Here is a 16,017-nt window from a genome sequence, read left to right as displayed (position 1 = left end):
TAACATAGCGTGCAAGCGGCTCGCCGGGCGCGTGGGGCGTCAGGCGTCGGAGGGCTCCGGGCCGGGCCGATGACCCTTGGCGGGCAGCGGGTCCGGGTCGAGGAACGCCACGGTGATGATCGCTGCCACCTGCTCGATCTGCCAGCGGCGTGCGCCCAGCTCGGCGAGGGCCGCCGCGACCGATTCGAGGGAGATCTCGGCCGGGGGCCGCCACGCGATGCGCCGCAGGTAGTCCGGCGTGAGCAGGTTCTCGACGGGCATGCCGAGCTTCTCGGCGTGGGCCGCGACGCGCGGTCGCGCGGTCTGCAGGCGGGCCGCCGCCTCGGGATCCTTCTCGGCCCAGACCCGCGGGGGCGGCGGGGCGTTCGTGGAGATGTGCAGGGGCGGGAGGTCCGTCAGCTTCCGGGCGTCGCTGATGCACTTCAGCCAGCGCGGTGCCTCCTTCTGGGCCGCCCGGCCGTGGAAGCCCTTCGTGGCCAGCAGCTGCGGGACGGTGGCGGGCATCGCCTTCGCCGCGGCCACGATCGCCGAATCCGGGATGAGCCGCCCGGGCGCCACGTCGCGGCGCTGCGCGAGGTCCTCGCGTTCGAGCCACATCTGGCGGACGGCGGCGAGCTGCCGCCGGTCCCGCAGCTGGTGCAGCCCGGACGTGCGGCGCCACGGATCGACGCGCGGCTCCGCGGGCGGTGTGTTGCGGATGTGCTCGAACTCCTCCTCGGCGATCGCCAGCTTCCCGTCCTGCTGCAGCAGATTGGCCAGCTTGTCCCGGAGCTCCGGCAGGACCTCGACGTCGAGTGCCGCGTAGCGGAGCCAGGGCTCGGGCAGCGGCCGCTTCGACCAGTCCGCGGCGGAGTGCTCCTTCGCGAGGCTGAACCCGAGCTGCGACTCGATGACGGCGGCGAGGCCCACGCGGGGGAGGCCGGCGAGGCGCGCGGCGAGCTCCGTGTCGAAGAGCCTGTCGGGCCACATGCCGAGGTCGGAGAGGCAGGGCAGGTCCTGGCTCGCGGCGTGCAGGATCCACTCGACGCCGTCGAGGGCGTCGTCGATGATCCGGAGGTCGTCGAAGGGCTCGGGGTCGATCAGCCACGTGCCGGCGCCCTCACGCCGGATCTGCACGAGGAAGGCGCGCTGGCCGTACCGGAACCCGGAGGCCCGCTCGGCGTCGACGGCCGCCGGACCGGTCCCGGCGGCGAGGGCGGCCGCGGCGCGCTCGAGGCCGGCCTGGGTGTCGATGACGAGGGGCACGCCGTCGCGGGGTTCGGTCAGGAGGGGGAGGTCCTGGGGCCCGGATTCGACGGCGGGAGGGGGCGCATCGGTGCTGTCCGTCTGTTCGGACGTATGGGAAGTCATGGTGATTTCAGTCTATCCCCGCGGACGTCCGCGGCCGGAAGCGGAGGGCGCCCCGGGCTGCGGCGGGCAGGTGTCCGCCTGCGGGACGCCGGGTGGTCAGGATCTGCGGTGGGGCAGGTGGGCGACGCCCGCGGGCAGGGGCGGCAGGCCGGCGAAGGTGCACACCATGTCGGACCAGGCCTCGAGGTGCCGGCGCACGTCCTGCGTCTCGGGCGTCCAGGACGCCCGGAGTTCGATGTCGATGGTGTCGGGGCGGTCCTCGAGGGTCCCGTAGCTCTCGGAGAGGATCCGGGTGGCGGTGCCACCGGTGCTGTGATGCCGCGCGCCGCGCGTCTCGAGGGCTTCCACGAGCCAGGTCCAGGCGACCGACCCGAGGAGCGCGTCGTTGCCCATGTCGGCTTCGAGCTGCGCGCGGATGTAGGTGACGATGCGGAAGCGGCCGTTCCAGACCTCGGAGCCCTCGGGATCGTAGAGGAGGATGAAGCGGCCCGTGGCGAGTTCCTCGGGGTCGGACGGTGCGAGGAGGCCGCGTGCGGGTCCGTGGAGCGGCAGCGGCGACGCCTCGAAGACCTCCGCGCCGAGCGCCACGGCGAAGGGGGCGAGCCGCGAGGGCGCCGGGATCTCCTCCAGCCGGATCTCGCTGCGACGGGCCGCCTTCCGGAGCCCGGCCAGGGCATCGAGGAATTCGGCAGGAAGCTGCGATACGCCACCGGTAGCACTCACCCCCGCAGATTATGCCCTGCGGGGGTGGGTTCTGCGGCGGCGCGCCGGTCGGCGGACGACGGCGCGCCGGGGAACGGATCCGTTCGGGTCCTCAGGCGGACGCCTCCCGGCGGATCGCCTCGATGAACGCGTCGACGTCCTCCTCCGTGGTGTCGAACGAGCACATCCACCGGACCTCCCCGGTGGCCTGGTCCCAGTCGTAGAAGCGGAAGCTCTCGCGGACGCGGTCCGCGGCTCCCGGGGGGAGGATGGCGAAGACGGCGTTGGCGGTGGTCTCCTGCGTGAGCGTCACGCCCGGGATGCCGCGGACACCCTCGGTGAGGCGGGCGGCCATGGCGTTGGCGTGCGACGCCGAGTGCAGCCAGAGGTCACCCTCGAGCAGGGCGACGAGCTGTGCGGAGACGAAGCGCATCTTCGACGCGAGCTGCATGTTGAGCTTCCGCAGGTAGTCCAGCCCCGTGGACGCCTCCTGGTTCAGCACGACGACGCACTCGCCGAACATGAGGCCGTTCTTGGTGCCGCCGAAGGAGAGGATGTCCACCCCGGCGTCGCGCGTGAAGGCGCGCAGTGGCTGGCCCAGTGCGGCGGCGGCGTTCGCGAGGCGCGCGCCGTCCATGTGGACCCGCATACCCCGTGCGTGGCAGTGGTCGGCGATCGCCTTGATCTCGGCCACGGAGTAGAGCGTGCCGAGCTCCGTGGTCTGGGTGATCGAGACCGCGAGGGGCTGCGCGCGGTGCTGGTCGCCCCAGCCCCAGGCCTCCCGGTCGATGAGCTCGGGGGTCAGCTTGCCGTCCGGGGTGGGGACGGAGAGCAGCTTGATGCCGCCCACGCGCTCGGGGGCCGCGTTCTCGTCCACGTTGATGTGCGCGGTCTGCGGGCAGATCACGGCACCCCAGCGCGGCAGGATGGACTGCAGCGAGAGCACGTTGGCTCCCGTGCCGTTGAACACAGGGTAGATGGAGATGCCCTCGCCGAAGTGGTGCTCCATGACCTCCTGCAGCCTGGCGGTGTACCGGTCCTCGCCGTAGGCCACCTGGTGCCCCTCGTTGGCGGCCGCCAGGGCCGCGAGGACCTCGGGGTGCACCCCCGAGTAGTTGTCGGACGCGAAGCTGCGCGAGGTCCGGTCGTGCAGGGGCGCAGGCGCTGCGGGAGCGATGGCTGGAGTCATGGTGTCGGTCACGGTCCTATTATCCCCGAGCCGCGGCTAGCGCCGCACCGCGTCGATGCGGGCGCCGTTGACCTCGCCGGCCGGTGCGCCGGGCAGCGACGCGAGGATCCGGGCGAGGTCGTCGACGTGGGTGAAGCCCGGGAACGTGCGTTCCGGGTGCTGCTGCAGCATCGAGTCGTCCACCAGCGCCTTGACGACGACGGCGGTCGCGGCCGCTCCGGTGCCGTCCTTCGCGAAGCCCTGCGCCACGGCCTGGAGCCAGGCGTCGACGGACGCCTTCACCGCGGCGTAGGAGGCGTTCGCCGCCGTGGGCGCGGCGACCGCCGTCGCGGTCACGGCGGCCAGGCGGCCCGCACCTCCGGCCAGCTGCTCGTAGAACGCCCGGCTGGTGTTGAACAGGGTGACGAAGACGGACCGGTGGAGGAACTCGTAGTCCGCCGTGGACTGCGTCGTGATACCCCGGCCACCCCGCCAGCCACCCACGAGGTGGAACAGGGCGTCGGCGCCCCCGTGGTCGGTGCGGACACGCTCGGCGAGGAGGCCCACCGCGGCCCCGTCCGTGAGGTCGCACGCCTGCCGGTCGACGCCGTCGAGTCCGGCGAACGCCGCCTCGAGGCGCGTCGCGTCGGACCCCACGGCCACGACCGTCAGGCCGTCCGCCAGCAGGCGCCGGGTGAGGGCGAGACCGGACGCGCTCGTGGCGCCCGCCACGACGGCCGTCCGGCCGCCGGAGGCACCGCTCACGCCGTGTGCGCGGTGATGCCCGCGGTCGACTCGATGACGGGCTTCATCTTGCGCTCCAGCGCCTCGAAGAACATCGAGAGGGGGAACTCGTCGTCGAGCACGGCGTCCGTGAGGGCGCGCGGCGGGCCCATGAGCTCGAGGGCGTCGGGGCCCTTGGCCCACACGGAGGCCGGGTGCGGGGTGACGGTGGCGGAGACGAGCTCGTAGGCCGCGAGCCAGTGCGCGATCTTCGGCCGGTCGATCGACCGCCAGTACAGCTGCTCGATCTGCTCGCCGAGGGCGACGACGACGTCGGCGACCTCGTCCCAGTCGATCGTCAGCTTGGTGTCGGTCCAGTGCAGCACCCGGTGCTGGTGCATCCACGCGAAGAGCAGCTGGCCGCCCAGGCCGTCGTAGTTGCGCACGCGGCTGCCCGTGATGCTGAAGCGGAAGATGCGGTCGAAGATGACGGCGTACTGCACGAGCCGCGCGTGCCGGCGTGCCTCGGGGGACGCGTCGTCGTCCTGTGCGATCCGCACGGACTCGCGGAAGGCCGTCAGGTCGCAGCGCAGCTCCTCGAGCGAGTACAGGAAGAACGGCATGCGCTGCTTGATCATGAACGGGTCGAAGGGCAGGTCGCCGCGCATGTGGGTGCGGTCGTGGATGAGGTCCCACATCACGAACGTCTCCTCGGTGAGCTGCTGGTCGTCGAGGAGCTCCAGGGCGTCCTCGGGCAGGTCGAGACGCGTGATTTCCGCTGCGGCGCGGACCACCCGGCGGAAGCGGGCGGCCTCGCGGTCCGCGAAGATGGCGCCCCAGGTGAAGGTCGGGGTGGAACTGACGGCGACCGTCTCGGGGAACAGCACGGCGGAGTTGGTGTTGTACCCGTCCGTGAAGTCGAGGAAGCGGATGGGCACGAAGAGCGCATTGGAGTACTCGCCGGCCTCGAGCTCGCCGATGAACTCCGGCCAGAGGACCTCGATGAGCACGGCCTCCACGAGGCGGCTGGTGCTGCCGTTCTGCGTGTACATCGGGAAGACCACGAGGTGCTGGAGGCCGTCGACCCGGTCCAGCTGGGGCTGCAGTGCGAGCAGCGGCTCGAGGAAGTCGGGCACGGCGAACCCTGCGGAGCGCCAGGCCTCGAAGGCCGTGACGGTGCGGCTCAGGTAGTCGGCGTCGTGCGGGAACAGGGGAGCGAGCTCCCGGACGGCGGACGTGATGGCGTCCGTGCAGGCCGCCGCCTCGGCGTGGTGCTCCGGGTCGGGGACGGAGCCGTCCTTGACCTGCAGGAGGCGCAACCGGTGCGCCGCGTCCTTGAGGGCGTGCCACGCGGGGTGTTCCTGCGGCCTGTTGTCTACGGGGGCGAGCGGAGTGACGGTCATGGCTCCTGCTTTCGTCGGTGGGATGCATCGCTGGTCGTTGCCGTGAGAGTAGCAACATGAACAGGGATACTTACACTTTTGGAAGACTTACAAAAGCAGAACTTATGCTCGCCGGGAGGACCCGACGCCGGAGGATCAGCGCGGCTTCACAGCAGGGGCACGCGAAAGGCCGGCCCGAAGACCGGCCTTCCGGGAGCGCGGTGCGCGTCGGCACCCGTCCCGTTACTCGGCGGGCACCAGCGTCATGGAGATGGAGTTGATGCAGAAGCGCTGGTCGGTGGGCGTGTCGAAGCCCTCGCCCTTGAAGAGGTGGCCGAGGTGCGAGTCGCAGCGTGCACAGCGCACCTCGATGCGTTCCATGCCGAGCGAGCGATCGTGCAGGTAGCGGACCTTGTCCTCGGCCAGCGGCGCCCAGAAGGAGGGCCACCCGCAGTGGGAGTCGAACTTCTCGTTGCTCGTGAAGAGCTCCGCCCCGCACGCACGGCACGCGTACGTGCCCGCGGTCTTCGCGTCGTAGTACTCCCCGGTGTAGGGGCGCTCCGTGCCGGCCTTGCGCAGCACCTGGAACTCCTGCGGGGTCAGTTCCTGCCGCCACTCGTCGTCGGACTTCTGGATAGCGGGCCGGTACGCATCATGTTCGGTAGTCATAGTGCGTGCAACGCCTAGGAGTCACCAATAAATCCCGAGCCCGAGTACAGGTGCAGCACGGCGATCCCGAGCTTGTCCTGCGCCCGATTGGCCCAGTCCCGGTGCAGGGTGTCCGCCACGGCATGGGGGCGCGTGATGACCACGGCCTGCGCGGCCCCGGTGTCCGCGGCCTCCTGCACGAGCGCGTCCACCGGGTTCCCCGTCGTGGTCCGGCCGCGCGCGGCGTACCCCTCGTCCATGAGGAGCCGCAGCGATACCTCGAGGGCGGTGCGCGCCGCAGCCTCGTCGTGGTGCCGGTCGTCCGAGGAGAAGGACCGGAAGGCCTCACCCACCTCGAACAGGCTCAGGTGCCGGAAGAACTCGCCGAGCACGGACTCGTCGCGGTCCTCGGGGATCAGGACGACCACGTCCGCCGGCTCCTCTCCCTGCAGGGACCGGAGATTGGCGAGATCGGGCTGGGTCAGGGCTTCCTCGGTCAGCACGAGGATCGTTTCGGTCATGGCGCCACTGTACTGCGGGACCTCGGCAGCGGATCCCGGCCGCGGGAGGGTGTGGCGAATCGGCGATGCTTGGCGGGGCGGGGTGCAAGCAGGGTAGAAATGGAGGCATGGCAACTGGAAGGTCGACGCCCGCGGTGCAGCGGGTCCCTGCGCCCTGGCTCAAGTGGACGGCGCTCGGCGTGGGGGCGGGAGCGGCCCTGGCCTCCTCGGCGGCCGGAGTGGTCTCCGGACTCGCGGTGTACTTCGCGCGGCAGATCGTGACGCCGCCGCGCGGGCGCGAGGAGAACCTGGACATCCTCGCCGTCGTGGGACCCCCCGGGAACCAGACCGTGATCCTCCCGGCGAACGAGGACACGACCGTCGAGGGCACCTACAGCCTCCACTTCGACCGCGGCGAGGGGCACGCCCGCATCGGCGCCATCCGCTCCTACGTGCCCCGCGAGGGCACGGTCGAGCGGGACGTCGAGAAGGTCTACACGGGCGACCTCGGGTCCGCGACCCGCGGCTGGTGGGGCGGTGCCACCTACCCGTCGCCGTCGGGCCTGGGCTTCGCCGACGAGGAGGTCCTCATCCCGGTCGAGGGCGGTTCCGCTCCGGCCTGGCTGGTCCGGGCGGAGGCGCCGGCCCGGACGTGGGCCATCATGGTGCACGGCCGCGGTGCGTCCCGCAACGAGGCGATGCGCGCCCTCCCGCCGGCACGCCGGCTCGGCATGACGAGCCTGGTGCTGTCCTACCGGAACGACGGCGAGGCCCCCTCGGCGCCGGACGGCCGGTACGGCCTCGGGATGACCGAGTGGCACGACGTCGATGCGGCGATCGACTACGCGGTGGCGCACGGCGCCCGCGACGTCGTCCTGTTCGGGTGGTCCATGGGCGGGGCCATCGCCCTGCGGACGGCGGACCTCTCGCGGCATCGGAGCCGCATCACCGCGCTCGTGCTCGACGGCCCCGTCATCAACTGGATCGAGGTGCTCGCGCACCATGCCGAGCTGAACCGCATCCCGGCCCGCGTGGGCCTCCTGGGCCAGTACCTCCTCGCGAGCCAGCGTGCCCGGCGGATCACCGGACTCGCCGCGCCGCTCGACCTCAAGAGCATGGACTGGATCGCCCGCGCCGAGCAGCTGACCCTGCCGACGCTCGTGCTGCACAGCGAGGACGACGAGTTCGTGCCCATCGGCCCCTCGGCCGAGCTGGCCGCCAGGAACCCGGCCTTCGTGACGCTGGAGCGGTTCCACCACGCCCGCCACACGAAGGAGTGGAACGTCGACCCGCAGCGGTGGGAGTCCGTCGTCGAGCGCTGGCTCGACGGCCTCCTGTTCGGGCGTACGCTCCCGGGCGGGAAGGCGCCCGACGCCGGGAGGCCCGACGCTACTGCGCTTCCCTGATCTTCCGCTTGATCCGTCCCAGCATGGCCGCCATGCCGCGCATGCGCAGGGGGGTGATGGCGCGGGTGAGGCCCAGACGGTCCGGCACGTCGTCCGGCACCGCGAGGACCTCCGCGGCAGGGAGCCCGTCGAGGCCCTCCAGCAGCACGCCCGCGAACCCGCGGGTCGTCGGCGCCTCGGGCGGCGCCGAGAAGAAGAGGTGCACCGGCCGTTCGGGCTCCGCGCCGATCTCCATCGTCAGGAACAGCGGGCTCTGGCACTCGACGACCTGCTCGAGCAGCTCGGGGTGCTGCCCGTAGCGCTCGGGAAGGGCCGGCAGCTCGCGGGAGAAGTCGAGGAGGAGCTGCAGCCGGTCCGGCTCGGTGAGGTCCTGGAAGTCGTCGATGATCTCCGCGAGCTTCGCGGGGATGGCCTCGGTGGTCATCGTCCGGCCTGCGCTGCCGACACTGCCTGCGCGGGTGCTTCGCCGGGCTCGCTGCCGCGGACGATCGGGACACGCACCGCGTTGCCCCATTCCGTCCACGAGCCGTCGTAGTTCCGTACCTTCTCGAAGCCGAGCAGGTGGGTGAGGACGAACCAGGTGTGGCTGGACCGCTCACCGATCCGGCAGTAGGCGACGACGTCGTCGCCGTCCTGCAGGCCCGCTTCGTCCCGGTAGATGGCGTCGAGCTCGGCGCGCGTGCGGAACGTCCCGTCCTCGGCCGCGGCGCGCGCCCAGGGGACCGAGCGGGCCGTGGGGATGTGCCCGCCGCGGAGGGCCCCCTCCTCCGGGTAGGCGGGCATGGTGGTGCGGGCACCCGTGTACTCGTCGCCGGACCGGACGTCGATCAGCGGGTTGCCCAGGTGCGCCAGGACGTCGGCGAGGTAGGCCCGGACGGGGGCGTCGTCGCGCTCGACGACGGGGTACTCCGAGGCCACGATCCCGGGCCGGTCCGTGGTCATGTCCCGGCCCTCCGCGACCCACTTGTCGCGTCCGCCGTCGAGCAGGCGGACGTCCTCGTGTCCGAACAGGGTGAAGACCCAGAGCGCGTAGGCGGCCCACCAGTTGCTCTTGTCGCCGTAGATCACGACTGTCGAGTCGCGGGCGATGCCCTTGGCGGCCATGAGGCGGGCGAAGCCCTCGCCGTCGATGTAGTCGCGGGTCACCTCGTCGTTCAGCTCCGTGTGCCAGTCGATCTTCACGGCGCCGGGCACGTGGCCGGTCTCGTACAGCAGGACGTCCTCGTCGGACTCGACGACCACGAGGCCCGCGGATCCGAGGTTCTCGGCCAGCCAGCCGGTGGAGACGAGCCGTTCGGGGTGGGCGTACTCGGCGAACTTGTCCTGTGGATCTGCAGTCAGGGTCATGGGGGCCTCTCGCATGGCTTGGGGGCACGCGCGGCGTGCGGTCCGGTGTCTTTCCACCTAGCCTAACCACGCGGCACGCCGATTGCTTCCGGTGCTCCGGGGTGCTCCGGCGCACACCGGAGTGCCCCGCGGCGCTCGCCGGTGCAGCTGCGGGCCGGGCGGGACCCCGGGCCGCAGCCCGGGTCAAGACCCCCACCGCCCCGGACGGGCGCGCGGGCGCGCAGGGGCCGTTGCCGTAGTCTTGCGTAGCGGAACGGCCGCGTGCAGAGCCGTTCCCGACGACCTCGCCGGACAAGAGAAAGCGGTCCAGATCCGTGCCAGCCATCGAACACCTGACAGAGCGTTCCCCGAAGGTCTCCGTCGATGAGTTGCTGGACGGCTTCTACCCGTCGCCCCGCTTCGGCGAGGTATCCTTCGACACCTACCGCCCCGATCCGCAGCAGCCCTCCCAGGCGGCGGCCGTCACCAAGCTCCGCGACTTCGCCGGAGCGGTCAACGAGCCCGAGCCGTCGGGCCTGCGTAGGCTGTTCGGCGGGAAGAAGCCGGCCACGCGGGCCGGCATCTACCTCGACGGCGGGTTCGGCGTCGGCAAGACCCACCTCCTCGCCTCCCTGTGGCATGCGTCCTCGGGCCGGAAGGCGTTCGGCACGTTCGTCGAGTACACGAACCTCGTCGGCGCCCTGAGCTTCCGCAAGACCGTCGATGCCCTCAGCGGCTACAGCCTCGTCTGCATCGACGAGTTCGAGCTCGACGACCCGGGCGACACCGTCCTGATGTCCCGCCTCATGCGGGAACTCGCCGACGCGGGCGTGAAGCTCGCGGCCACGTCCAACACGCTCCCGGGCTCCCTCGGGGACGGGCGGTTCGCGGCGGAGGACTTCCAGCGGGAGATCCAGGTCCTCGCGGACCAGTTCGAGGTCGCGCGGATCGACGGCGAGGACTACCGCCACCGCGGCCTGCCGCACGCACCGGAGGCGATCGACGACGCCGCCCTGCGGGACCGGATCGCCGCCTACTCGGCGGGAGTCCTGGCGGAGGACGACTTCCCCGAGCTCATCCGGCACCTGGCCGACGTGCACCCGAGCCGCTACCGGCAGCTGCTCGACGGCGTCGACGCAGTGGCCTGGCACAACGTGCAGACCATCACGGAGCAGGCCGTGGCACTGCGGTTCGTGGTCCTGGCCGACCGCCTCTACGACAGGGACGTGCCGATCATGGCGAGCGGCACCACCTTCGACAAGCTCTTCACGGAGGAGATGATGGGCGGCGGGTACATGAAGAAGTACTACCGGGCGGTGTCCCGCCTGACGGCGCTCGCGCGGCAGGGGAGCGACGTCGCGAGCTAGCCCCGCCGCTCGGAGCGGATCGCGGCCGGGTGGGGGGTCGGCCGGAAAAGCAGGAAGCGCCGGTGCCGCCTCTCGGCGGGACCGGCGCTCCTTATTGCCAGGCTGGGATCACACGGCCGGCGGAGGGGTAGGGCCGACGTCGCCCTTGCCGTCCTTCTTGTCGATCTGATCGACCATCTCGGAAGCCTTCGTCTGCACTCCGTCGATGTGGTGCGAGTACTTGCCATGGGTCTTGCCGTCGACGAAATCGCCGGCCTTCCCGATGCCGTTCTTCACCTTGTCGGAATTATCGCCAATGAGTTCGGTCGCCTTACCCGCGAGGGTGCCGGCCTTGCCCTTGAGCCCGTCCAATAAACCCACGGACACCTCCTTTCGGTCGTGGAAACGCAGGACCGTTTCCGCTCCGACCATCATAGGCGAGGATCATGGGCATGTCCTGGGAGGCCTCGGCCACCGTCCGCCGCCCGGGCACACAAAAAGACCGACCCACACCGGGGTCGGTCTGCGAGCGGACGACGGGATTCGAACCCGCGACATCCACCTTGGCAAGGTGGTGCTCTAGCCAGCTGAGCTACGTCCGCAAAAAAGCGCCCCCGAGGGGGCGCCCTGGTGGGCGATACTGGGATCGAACCAGTGACCTCTTCCGTGTCAGGGAAGCGCGCTACCGCTGCGCCAATCGCCCATTTTCATGGTGCTCGTACCGTAACGAGGTGGGGACGGGATTCGAACCCGCGTATACGGCTTTGCAGGCCGCTGCCTCGCCTCTCGGCCACCCCACCGTGACCGGAGGAGCTCCGGTCACCGGACTGATCCGGCCATACAGTGACTTGCGAGCGGACGACGGGATTCGAACCCGCGACATCCACCTTGGCAAGGTGGTGCTCTAGCCAGCTGAGCTACGTCCGCAGAAGGAGAACAGAGCCGAGAACCCCGCTCCATGACGAGCATTTCGCGGTGTTTCTTCGTTTTCCAACGAGAAAAAACTCTATAGGACGTTTGAAGGTTCGTCCAATCGGCGGGTCGCGACGTCGGCCGGGGTGCGTGCCGGAGCCGCCCGTGGATCGCCGGTTCGCAGGCATCGGGCTGTCAGAGGCACCTGAGAGACTGGAGCCATGACCGCCCCGCTCCTCGCCCACGCGACACCCCACGGCAGGATGTACGCCCGCTCCACCTCCGAGCAGCCGTCCGTCCCGTCGATCACCACCGTGATCTCGCAGCTGCCCACCTCGCTCGGCGGCTGGTTCGGCCACATGGCGGCCAGCGCGCTCTCGCGGGACCCGCGGCTGCCCGGAGCGCTCGGCAACCCGTCGGAGCTGCGGTCCGCGGTCCGCGAGGCGGCCTCCGCGGCCGAACGCTACCGGGACGACGCAGCCCTCCGCGGCACGCGCGTGCACCACTACTGCGAACAGGTCGCGCTGCGCGCACTCGGGCGCCCCGAGGAGCTCGATGCCGCCCGCCTCGCCCTCGAGGAGAACGGCGAGGCCGGCTTCGCCCAGCGGTTCGACGAGTGGTGGAGCCTCTACGACGTACGTCCGGTGGAGCCCGAGCTGACCGTCTGGAACACCGAGCTCGGCTACGCAGGGACCCTCGACCTCGTCGCCACGATCGGCGGGCGCACCTGCCTCATCGACTACAAGACCAAGAACACCGACCGCGACGGTTTCGTGAAGGCCCTCGACGACAAGGTGGTCATGCAGCTCGTCGCGGGCATGAAGGCGGAGGAATGCCTCGTGGACCCCGAGAAGGGCGAATGGCGTGCCTGGCCCCACGGCGACCAGCCGCTGCTGCTCGGCGTCGCCGTCGGGCAGACCGAGGTGCGCGCCATGCGGGCCAACCCGGAGGTGCTGAGGACGCACTGGCTCCGCTTCTGCGCCCTGCGGCGCGCCTGGGAGGCGGGGCTGCACGCCGAGGAGGCCGGCCGGGCGCTGCTGCCCATCGGTCCGCCGCCCACCGCGGCCGTGCCGGCCGGGTCCGCCCTCCCGGCCTGACCCGCGGAATCCCGGCTAGCCGGAATCCTGGCGCGCGGAACCCCGGCACGCGGTACCCGCCACCCGGCGACGGCCGGGGAGCATCCCCGGCACCACACCCCGGGCCTTCCGCGGTGCCCTGTTCCACGCCGCGGCACTAGGATTGACGGGAACCTCGCGGACACACCCTGGCCGCGGGCAGCCCACCCTCCCGTCCTGCGCGCTCCCGCGCAGACCGGAACCGAAGCGAGGAACCGAGCACCGATGGCCGTCCTGAGTATCCGCATGATCGGCGATCCGATCCTCCGTACACCGGCCGCCGAGGTGACCGACTTCGGACCGGAGCTCGCCCGGCTGGTCGAGGACATGACCGAGACCATGATCGACGTGCAGGGCGCGGGGCTCGCCGCACCCCAGGTGGGGATCGGGCTGCAGGTCTTCACCTATCGCGTGGACGGGGTGCAGGGCCACGTGGTGAACCCGGTGCTCGAGACCGACGGCGCGTCGCAGGGCGAGTCCGACGTCGAGGGGTGCCTGTCCGTGCCCGGGCTCGGCAGCTATGTCGACCGGACCGAGTGGGCGCGCGTCACCGGCAAGGACATCTCCGGGCAGGACGTCGTGGTCGAGGGGACGGGCATGCTCGCCCGCGCCCTGCAGCACGAGACCGACCACCTGCGCGGCACCCTGTACATCGACCGGCTCCAGGGCGAGGACCGCAGGAGCGCCCTCCGCGCCATCCGGAGCGCGGACTACAACCGCGTCACCTCCCGGACCGCGGCCGAGCGGTCCCGCACCCTCGGATCGAGCTTCACCCCGGGAGCCGGCGGCACCGGGACGTTCGGCCGGGCCACCCGATGAGGATCCTGTTCGCGGGGACGCCCGAGGTCGCCGTCCCGTCGCTCCGGGCGCTCGTGGAGGCCGGCTTCGACGTCGCCTCCGTCCTCACCCGCGTCGACGCGCCGGTGGGACGCCGGAAGGTGCTGACGCCGAGCCCGGTCGCTGCCGCCGCCGACGAGCTGGGGCTGCCGGTCCTCAAGGCCAACCGCTTCACGCCGGAGCTGATCGGCCACCTCGGCACGCTCGGGCTGGAAGCGGCGGCCATCGTGGCCTACGGCGGCATCGTCCCGCCGGCCGGGCTGTCCGTCCCCGCGCACGGCTGGATCAACCTGCACTTCTCCGTGCTGCCGGCCTGGCGGGGCGCAGCCCCCGTGCAGCACGCCGTGCTCGCCGGGGACGACGTGACCGGCGCGACGACGTTCCTGCTCGAGGAGGGCCTCGACACCGGCCCCGTCTTCGGGGTCATGACCGAGACCCTCGAGCCCGCTGCAACGAGCGGGGAGGTCCTCGGGCGCCTCGCGCACAGCGGTGCCGTCCTCCTCGTGCAGACCCTCTCCGGCATCCAGGCCGGCCGCCTCACGGCGGCACCGCAGGCCGGGGAACCGAGCTTCGCCCCCAAGCTCACCATCGACGACGCGCGGGTCGACTGGTCCCGGCCCGCCGTCGCCGTCCGCCGTCGCGTCAACGCCGTCACCCCGGAACCCGGGGCGTGGACCACCCTCGACGGACACCGCGTGAAGCTCGGACCGGTCACCCCCGTCCCTGAGGCGGCCGGCGACGGGGCCGACGGAGGACCGGCGCGGGCGCGGCTCGCGCCCGGCGCACTGCAGGTGGCCGGGCGGCAGGTGCTCGTCGGCACGGGCACGGATGCCGTGGCCCTCGGCGAGCTACAGCCCGCCGGTAAGAAGATGATGAACGCCCTGGACTGGGCACGAGGCGCGGCGGCGCGCGGGGAGCTGGTGTTCGAGTGAGTACGGACCGCGGATCGAACAGCGGAGCGAACAGGGGATCCGGCAGTGGATCGGGCAGTGGATCGGGCAGGGGATCCGGCGGCAGCGGGGGACAGGGCTCGCCGCGCGGGTCCGGCAGGAGCAGCGGACGCGGACAGGGCGGCGACCGCCGGCGCAACGAGCAGGGGCGCGAGCGCAACCGCGGCGGTGAGCGCCAGTACTCCCAGGCCGCGCCGTCCCAGCGGACGCGCCGCGCGGACCCGGCCCGCCTCGTGGCCTTCGAGGTCCTGCGCGCCGTTGCCGCCGAGGACGCCTACGCCAACCTGGTCCTCCCGGCCTCCATCCGCAAGCACCGGCTGGACCGGCGCGACGCGGGCTTCGCCACCGAGCTGACCTACGGGGCCCTGCGCGGTCAGGGGACCTACGACGCCGTCCTCGCCCGCTGCGTGGACCGGCCCCTCGACCAGCTGGATCCCGCGGTGCTTGATGCCCTCCGCCTCGGGGTCCACCAGCTCCTCGCGATGCGCGTGCCCGCCCACGCGGCGCTCGACCAGACCGTCGGGCTCGTGCGCGCCGTGATCGGCGCGGGCCCGTCGTCGCTCGTGAACGCCGTGCTCCGCAAGGTCACGGCCCACGACCTCGACGGCTGGATCGCGGAACTGGTGGCCGGGCTGACGGACGCGACCGCCATCGCGGCCCTGACCCACAGCCACCCCGAGTGGATCGTGCGTGCCATGCGCCAGGCGCTCGTCGCCCACGGCCGCGACGCCGCCGAGATCGACGCACTGCTCGCCGCGGACAACGCCGCGCCCGTGGTGCACCTCGTGGCCCTGCCCGGGCTCGCCTCCCTCGACGACGCCCTCGCGGAAGGGGCCGAGCCGGGCCTCCTCGCGCCCGACTCCGCCTACTACTCCGGCGGCGACGTCAGCCGCCTGCCCGGCGTCTCGACCGGCACCATCCGCGTGCAGGACTCGGGATCCCAGCTCGTGGCCCGGGCGCTCGCCGCCGTCCCGCTCGACGACCGCCGGGCGGGTGGCGCCGAACAGTGGCTCGACCTGTGCGCCGGCCCGGGCGGCAAGACGGCGCTGCTCGCGGCGCTCGGCCAGGACACCGGCGTGCACCTGACCGCCAACGAGCCGGTACCGCACCGTGCCCAGCTGGTCCGGCAGGCGCTGCGGCCCCTGCCGGAGGAGTCCTGGACGGTGCGGGTCGGGGACGGTCGCGACCTCGGGCGGGAGCAGCCCGGGCACTACGACCGCGTGCTCGTCGACGCGCCGTGCACGGGGCTCGGTGCGCTGCGGCGCCGGCCCGAGTCCCGGTGGCGCCGCAAGCCGGCCGACCTCGTCTCCCTCGCCCCCCTCCAGCGGGAACTCCTGGCCTCGGCCCTCGACGCCGTCGCCCCGGGCGGGGTCGTCGCGTACGTCACCTGTTCGCCGCACCACGCCGAGACCGACGCCGTCGTCGACGACTGCCTGCGCAAGCGCACCGGCTTCGAGCGGCTCGACGCCGGCGCGGCGCTCGACGCCGTGAGCATCGGGGGAGCCCTGGACGCCGGGCACGGGGCCGGCGCGCAGCTCTGGCCGCACGTGCACGGCACGGACGCGATGTACCTCGCCCTCATCCGCAGGACCCCGGAAGGATGACGGCGCGCGCGTGCGTGCGCCCGGTGTGGACCCGCACACCCCTGGATC

Annotated in this window: 16 protein-coding genes and 4 tRNA genes; 6 read left to right on the top strand and 14 right to left on the bottom strand. The window is 72.0% G+C overall.

Annotation, left to right across the window (positions count from 1 at the left end; all coding sequences use genetic code 11):
• Positions 1 to 39: 39 nt before the first annotated feature.
• The 7 genes from QFZ50_RS07675 to QFZ50_RS07645 all read right to left on the bottom strand — a co-directional run bounded on the left by QFZ50_RS07675 (position 40) and on the right by QFZ50_RS07645 (position 6,494).
• Positions 40 to 1,350 (bottom strand): HRDC domain-containing protein, encoded by a 1,311-nt coding sequence (locus QFZ50_RS07675; RefSeq protein ID WP_307083149.1) that lies wholly within the window; start codon positions 1,348 to 1,350, stop codon positions 40 to 42.
• 96 nt (positions 1,351 to 1,446) lie between these two features.
• The gene (locus tag QFZ50_RS07670; RefSeq protein ID WP_307083148.1) at positions 1,447 to 2,073 is read right to left on the bottom strand and encodes a DUF3000 domain-containing protein; all 627 of its coding nucleotides are present in this window, start codon (positions 2,071 to 2,073) and stop codon (positions 1,447 to 1,449) included.
• 91 nt (positions 2,074 to 2,164) lie between these two features.
• A complete protein-coding gene (locus tag QFZ50_RS07665; RefSeq protein WP_307086711.1) occupies positions 2,165 to 3,241 on the bottom strand; it encodes a threonine aldolase family protein in 1,077 nt (358 codons plus the stop codon).
• 36 nt (positions 3,242 to 3,277) lie between these two features.
• Positions 3,278 to 3,985: an SDR family NAD(P)-dependent oxidoreductase gene (locus QFZ50_RS07660; RefSeq protein WP_307083147.1), complete on the bottom strand. Its 708-nt coding sequence runs from the start codon at positions 3,983 to 3,985 to the stop codon at positions 3,278 to 3,280.
• Positions 3,982 to 5,346, bottom strand: coding sequence for a DUF6421 family protein (locus QFZ50_RS07655; RefSeq protein WP_307083146.1), 1,365 nt, complete (start codon positions 5,344 to 5,346; stop codon positions 3,982 to 3,984). The genes QFZ50_RS07660 and QFZ50_RS07655 overlap by 4 nt, the downstream gene beginning before the upstream one ends.
• A gap of 222 nt (positions 5,347 to 5,568) precedes the next feature.
• Positions 5,569 to 5,994 carry a peptide-methionine (R)-S-oxide reductase MsrB gene (gene msrB, locus QFZ50_RS07650; protein ID WP_307083145.1) on the bottom strand — a complete coding sequence of 142 codons (426 nt, stop codon included), beginning with the start codon at positions 5,992 to 5,994 and terminating at the stop codon, positions 5,569 to 5,571.
• Positions 5,995 to 6,008: 14 nt separating this feature from the next.
• Complete coding sequence (locus QFZ50_RS07645; RefSeq protein ID WP_307083144.1) at positions 6,009 to 6,494, bottom strand: hypothetical protein; 486 nt, start codon at positions 6,492 to 6,494, stop codon at positions 6,009 to 6,011.
• A gap of 107 nt (positions 6,495 to 6,601) precedes the next feature.
• On the opposite strand from QFZ50_RS07645, the gene QFZ50_RS07640 reads away from it, so the two are divergent.
• Positions 6,602 to 7,879 (top strand): alpha/beta hydrolase family protein, encoded by a 1,278-nt coding sequence (locus QFZ50_RS07640; protein WP_307083143.1) that lies wholly within the window; start codon positions 6,602 to 6,604, stop codon positions 7,877 to 7,879.
• Here QFZ50_RS07640 and QFZ50_RS07635 read toward each other — a convergent pair.
• Together QFZ50_RS07635 and QFZ50_RS07630 are read right to left on the bottom strand one after the other, a co-directional pair.
• Positions 7,863 to 8,303, bottom strand: coding sequence for a SufE family protein (locus QFZ50_RS07635; protein WP_307083142.1), 441 nt, complete (start codon positions 8,301 to 8,303; stop codon positions 7,863 to 7,865). The two genes, QFZ50_RS07640 and QFZ50_RS07635, sit on opposite strands and share 17 nt — an antisense overlap.
• Positions 8,300 to 9,226, bottom strand: a complete 927-nt coding sequence (locus QFZ50_RS07630) for a sulfurtransferase (protein ID WP_307083141.1) — start codon at positions 9,224 to 9,226, stop codon at positions 8,300 to 8,302. Before QFZ50_RS07630 ends, QFZ50_RS07635 begins: the two co-directional genes overlap by 4 nt.
• Positions 9,227 to 9,540: 314 nt before the next feature.
• Here QFZ50_RS07630 and zapE point away from each other — a divergent pair, with 314 nt between their 5' ends.
• Entirely contained in the window at positions 9,541 to 10,572 is a 1,032-nt protein-coding gene (zapE, locus tag QFZ50_RS07625; protein WP_307083140.1) for a cell division protein ZapE, read from the top strand.
• 108 nt (positions 10,573 to 10,680) lie between these two features.
• Here the strand turns inward: zapE and QFZ50_RS07620 are convergent, their stop codons facing one another.
• The 5 genes from QFZ50_RS07620 to QFZ50_RS07600 all read right to left on the bottom strand — a co-directional run bounded on the left by QFZ50_RS07620 (position 10,681) and on the right by QFZ50_RS07600 (position 11,478).
• Positions 10,681 to 10,932 (bottom strand): antitoxin, encoded by a 252-nt coding sequence (locus QFZ50_RS07620; protein WP_307083139.1) that lies wholly within the window; start codon positions 10,930 to 10,932, stop codon positions 10,681 to 10,683.
• Between the two features lie 147 nt (positions 10,933 to 11,079).
• Positions 11,080 to 11,153: transfer RNA gene (locus tag QFZ50_RS07615), tRNA-Gly, on the bottom strand.
• Between the two features lie 26 nt (positions 11,154 to 11,179).
• Positions 11,180 to 11,254, bottom strand: a tRNA-Val gene (locus tag QFZ50_RS07610).
• Positions 11,255 to 11,280: 26 nt separating this feature from the next.
• Positions 11,281 to 11,351 (bottom strand) — tRNA-Cys (locus QFZ50_RS07605).
• Positions 11,352 to 11,404: 53 nt separating this feature from the next.
• Positions 11,405 to 11,478, bottom strand: a tRNA-Gly gene (locus QFZ50_RS07600).
• Between the two features lie 206 nt (positions 11,479 to 11,684).
• Between QFZ50_RS07600 and QFZ50_RS07595 the strand changes: the two genes are divergently transcribed.
• The 4 genes from QFZ50_RS07595 (at position 11,685) to QFZ50_RS07580 (ending at position 15,969) form a co-directional block, all read left to right on the top strand.
• Positions 11,685 to 12,560 (top strand): cytochrome, encoded by an 876-nt coding sequence (locus QFZ50_RS07595; RefSeq protein ID WP_307083138.1) that lies wholly within the window; start codon positions 11,685 to 11,687, stop codon positions 12,558 to 12,560.
• Positions 12,561 to 12,803: 243 nt separating this feature from the next.
• Entirely contained in the window at positions 12,804 to 13,397 is a 594-nt protein-coding gene (gene def, locus QFZ50_RS07590) for a peptide deformylase (RefSeq protein WP_307083137.1), read from the top strand.
• Positions 13,394 to 14,347 carry a methionyl-tRNA formyltransferase gene (locus QFZ50_RS07585; RefSeq protein ID WP_307083136.1) on the top strand — a complete coding sequence of 318 codons (954 nt, stop codon included), beginning with the start codon at positions 13,394 to 13,396 and terminating at the stop codon, positions 14,345 to 14,347. Before def ends, QFZ50_RS07585 begins: the two co-directional genes overlap by 4 nt.
• Positions 14,344 to 15,969: an RsmB/NOP family class I SAM-dependent RNA methyltransferase gene (locus tag QFZ50_RS07580; RefSeq protein ID WP_307083135.1), complete on the top strand. Its 1,626-nt coding sequence runs from the start codon at positions 14,344 to 14,346 to the stop codon at positions 15,967 to 15,969. Before QFZ50_RS07585 ends, QFZ50_RS07580 begins: the two co-directional genes overlap by 4 nt.
• The last annotated feature ends 48 nt before the right edge of the window (positions 15,970 to 16,017 follow it).

This window comes from Arthrobacter agilis, from assembly GCF_030816075.1.
In the GTDB taxonomy this organism is placed as follows: domain Bacteria; phylum Actinomycetota; class Actinomycetes; order Actinomycetales; family Micrococcaceae; genus Arthrobacter_D; species Arthrobacter_D agilis_E.
The sequence above is the reverse complement of the archived record's forward strand: the minus strand, read 5'-3'. Positions and strand labels throughout refer to the sequence as shown.